The following is a 4141-nucleotide window of genomic DNA, read 5'->3' on the forward strand; positions in this document are numbered from 1 at the left end:
CCCCCGCAGGCACCCCCAGCCCCCGCGTCAGCGTCTGCGCGGCCCCCACGGGGACGACCGAGAGCCCGCACCCGGCAAGGTCCCGCTCCCGGTGGAGGACGCCCACCGCCCGCAGCAGCGCCCGATCGTCGCCGACCACCACGAGCCGCCTCGCACCCCTCCTGACCAGCGCTTTCGTGAAGTCCTCGGGGCCTTCGGGGAGACAGACCCGAACCGCCGCGCCCGCACCGAGCACATCCTTCGCGATCCGGACCGACTCACCGTCCGTGCGCCGGGCGACCGGGTCGATGACGACTAGGAGCTGGTCGCGAGCCGACAACGTGCGCCCTTTCTTTTAGCCGTTCTTTGAGACCTCGGGTAGCATCTTTGTGCAAGAGCCCCTTGCGCTATTGCGCCAGGGGCTTCGTCTATTCCGGGGCAGCATCCAAGGCACACCCATCGGCGGCTACGGCCCCAGACCTTGGACATGCCCCGCCCGGAAGGGGTGTACGCCTGTGCCCGCACTTGTGCTGCTCGGTGCTCAGTGGGGTGACGAAGGCAAGGGAAAGGCCACTGACCTGCTCGGTGGCTCCGTGGACTATGTGGTGCGCTATCAGGGCGGCAACAACGCCGGCCACACGGTCGTCGTCGGCGACCAGAAGTACGCGCTGCATCTCCTCCCTTCCGGGATTCTCTCCCCGGACTGCGTGCCTGTCATCGGCAACGGAGTCGTCGTCGACCCGTCGGTCCTGCTCTCCGAGCTGAGCGGTCTGAACGAGCGCGGCGTCGACACGTCGAAGCTGCTCATCAGCGGTAACGCGCACATCATCACGCCGTACAACGTCACCGTGGACAAGGTCTCGGAGCGTTTCCTCGGCAAGCGCAAGATCGGCACGACGGGCCGCGGCATCGGCCCGACCTACGCCGACAAGATCAACCGCACCGGCATCCGCGTGCAGGACCTCTATGACGAGTCGATTCTGCAGCAGAAGGTCGAGGCGGCCCTGGAGCAGAAGAACCAGCTGCTCACCAAGGTCTTCAACCGTCGCGCCATCGAGGCCGAGCAGATCGTCGAGCAGCTCCTGGAGCACGGCGAGAACATCAAGCAGTACGTCGCCGACACCACCCTGATCCTCAACAACGCGCTCGACGAGGACAAGGTCGTCCTGTTCGAGGGCGGCCAGGGCACGCTCCTGGACGTGGACCACGGCACGTACCCCTTCGTCACCTCCTCGAACCCGACCGCGGGCGGCGCCTGCACGGGTACGGGCGTGGGCCCGACGAAGATCACCCGGGTCATCGGCATCCTGAAGGCGTACACGACCCGCGTCGGCGCGGGCCCGTTCCCGACGGAGCTGTTCGACGCGGACGGCGAGGCGCTGCGCACCATCGGCGGCGAGCGCGGCGTGACCACGGGACGGGACCGCCGCTGCGGCTGGTTCGACGCCCCGATCGCCCGTTACGCGACGCGCGTCAACGGTCTGACGGACTTCTTCCTCACGAAGCTCGACGTCCTCACCGGCTGGGAGCAGATCCCGGTCTGCGTGGCGTACGAGATCGACGGCAAGCGCGTCGAGGAGCTCCCGTACAACCAGACCGACTTCCACCACGCGAAGCCGATCTACGAGATGCTGCCGGGCTGGTCCGAGGACATCACCAAGGCCCAGACGTTCTCCGACCTGCCGAAGAACGCGCAGGGTTACGTGAAGGCGCTGGAGGAGATGTCCGGCGCTCCGATCTCCGCGATCGGCGTGGGCCCGGGCCGTACGGAGACGATCGAGATCAATTCGTTCGTGTAGCCCGCTCGTCCGGGCTCGGCGACTCGTCCGAGCTCGGTGACGCGTCCGGGTTCGGCGGCTCGTCCGAGCTCGGTGAGAGGGGCGCCCCGGCACTGCTGCCGGGGCGCCCCTCTCCGCATACCCGCAGCCCCTCCGGCGTCGCGCACGGCAGATGGCCGTGCGTGCGGATGACGTCGAGGCCGGTGCCGCGGGCGTAGGCGAGGAACCCCGCGGCGAGGGAGTCGGCGGGCGGCAGGCCGTACGTGTAGGCGTACTCGATCTCGCGGTAGGGGTAGCCGCTCTTCACCAGCTGTTCGGCGGAGGGGGCGTGGCCTTCCAGGTCGAGCCGGTGCAGGCCCTTGAGCCCGGCGGCGGCGCGGAGCTCGCTGTAGCCGATGGCGCCGGGGATGCGGCCGACGGCGTCGATGACCTGGTCGGTGGAGTCGAGTTCGCAGCGGGTGACGGGGACGGACGCGTCGTCCTTGCTCAGGCAGTCGTCGGACGACGCCTTGATCTCGAAGCTGCCGCCCAGGACCCGGCGCTGGAGCGTGTCGCGGGTCCCGGAGCTGGAGCCGCGGCTGACCAGGACGACGGGCAGGTCGGGCCCGCCGAGCTCCTTCCAGTTGCGTACGTCGCCGCGGTAGAGGCGGCGCACCTGGGGCAGGGTCAGATTCCGCAGCGGTACGCGGTCGTTGAGGACCAGTGCGAAGACGGAGACCGCCACGCGGGTCTCGGCCAGCCGCGGGAGGCCGTCGGACCTGGGCCCGTCGGAGAAGGCGAGGAGGGGCGGCGCCCCCTTCCCGCCCCCGGACCGGCCGAACTTCCGCCCCGAGTCGTCGAGTTCGCGCACGCCCGACGCGCTGCCGTGCGCGCTGACGGTGATGTCGGAGCCGGGGCAGTCCTCCTCGTACTTCTCGGCGAGCTCCTCGGCGACCGGTGCGAACGCCGTCGAGCCGAGCACCGTCAGCTCGCCCGTCGCGCACTCGATCGGCGGCGGGTCGTCCTCCCGCAGCAGGATGATCGAGGCAAGCGTGACCACGGACAGGGTGAGCAGCACGGTCAGGAGCTGCGCGGGCCGGGACAGCAGCGGCGGCTTGCCGTCGAGGGTGGTGGAGCGGTTGGGCTGCACGTCACCGGCCTGGATGCCGCCGGACAGGGTGACGTCGCCGCCGACGGGCCCGCCGGTGAGCAGCACCAGGAGCTTGTAGTGCTGGCCCCGGTTGAGCGGGACGCGCGGGATGTGCAGGGTGCTGCCCTCGTACCGCAGGCCCGCGGCCGGGGTGAAGTGCTCCATCAGGTGGTCGTCGCCGCTCGGCGCGGTGACGGCGAGGCCGCGGACGGTGCGTCCGGTGAAGACCGCGGTGAGGCCGTGCAGGGCGCGCCCGCTGTAGTCGGCGTCGGAGACGGCCTGCGAGCCGTCGTTCTCGACGCGCAGCAGGACGAGCGTGGCGTCCGACATCTCGGGGGTCTCGTCGAACAGGCCGAGGCGCGTGTTGGCGCCGCCGGTGCGGACGTTGTCGCCTATGGCCGTGTCCAGCTGGACGCGATAGCCGATGCGCTTGCGGCGCGGCACCCGCCGCTCGTACCAGAGCGCGCCGACGGTGGCGGCGAGGCCGAGGACAGCCGTGAGCACGGCGATGGTGTTCTCGGCGCTCAACCATTCCATGGGCGGTGACGGTAGGCGGCGCGGTGGCGCCCGGGGCCGGATTTCCCGTTCCGTCGGCCGCTGTTCGCCGCCGGTTCAGTTCTTGTCGTACGTCAACTCGCCGCTGCCGTCCGTGTTGGCGCGCCGCAGCTTGCCGTTGCCGAGGATGGTGACGACGCTCGGGTCGCCGGGCGTGCAGGACGTCATGGGTTCGCCGACGGTGACCTCGGTGGGGCCTATGCGCAGACGCTCGTCGGAGGCGGACACCAGCTTGCCCTGGAAGACGCAGTGGTAGGTGCCGCCGCCGTCGGCAGGTCCGTCCGCGGTCACCGACAGCACGGTGTCGCCCACCTCGCCCTGCTGGAGGGTGAGTTCGCGGGTGCTGTGGCCGTCGTCGGTGTCGAGGCCGCCGGACCAGGTGCCCAGGTACTTGTCCGGGACGGTGCCTTCGTCCGCGTCGGAGGCGGAGGGGTCCGGACTGCTCGGCCCGGGGCTCGGCGAGGTGGACCCCGGCGTCTTCGGGGCGCTGTCGGCACTGTTCCCGGCCGCTTCGGCGCTCTGCTTGTCCTCGGTGCCGTCGCCGTTCATGACGGCGTAGACCGTGCCGCCCGCTCCGATGGCCACTATCAACGCGACGACGATCAGCGCGGCGGTCGAACGCGCGCTGCGCCGCGGCGGCTCGGGCGGCGGGACGGGCCCGTACGGGGGAGTGGGCCCGAAGCCGGGGGGAGCCTGGTGG

2 protein-coding genes and 2 pseudogenes are annotated in these 4141 nt (G+C 70.8%); 1 reads left to right on the forward strand and 3 read right to left on the reverse strand.

The window, feature by feature from the left end:
- A pseudogene (locus AOK03_RS38430) lies at positions 1-319 on the reverse strand (diacylglycerol kinase); the annotation flags it as partial.
- Positions 320-494: 175 nt separating this feature from the next.
- Here AOK03_RS38430 and AOK03_RS38435 point away from each other — a divergent pair.
- The gene (locus tag AOK03_RS38435) at positions 495-1778 is read left to right on the forward strand and encodes an adenylosuccinate synthase (protein ID WP_055569995.1); all 1284 of its coding nucleotides are present in this window, start codon (positions 495-497) and stop codon (positions 1776-1778) included.
- Here AOK03_RS38435 and AOK03_RS38440 read toward each other — a convergent pair.
- Both AOK03_RS38440 and AOK03_RS38445 read right to left on the reverse strand, forming a co-directional pair.
- Positions 1762-3423: a PstS family phosphate ABC transporter substrate-binding protein gene (locus AOK03_RS38440; protein ID WP_079075237.1), complete on the reverse strand. Its 1662-nt coding sequence runs from the start codon at positions 3421-3423 to the stop codon at positions 1762-1764. The two genes, AOK03_RS38435 and AOK03_RS38440, sit on opposite strands and share 17 nt — an antisense overlap.
- Before the next feature lie 75 nt (positions 3424-3498).
- A pseudogene (locus tag AOK03_RS38445) lies at positions 3499-4141 on the reverse strand (serine/threonine protein kinase); the annotation flags it as partial.

This window comes from Streptomyces atriruber, assembly GCF_001418325.1.
GTDB lineage: Bacteria > Actinomycetota > Actinomycetes > Streptomycetales > Streptomycetaceae > Streptomyces > Streptomyces atriruber.

Coding starts and splice junctions, on each gene's coding strand:
- AOK03_RS38440 (WP_079075237.1), bottom strand. CDS start 3,423: ATGGAATGGTTGAGCGCCGAGAACACCATCGCCGTGCTCACGGCTGTC.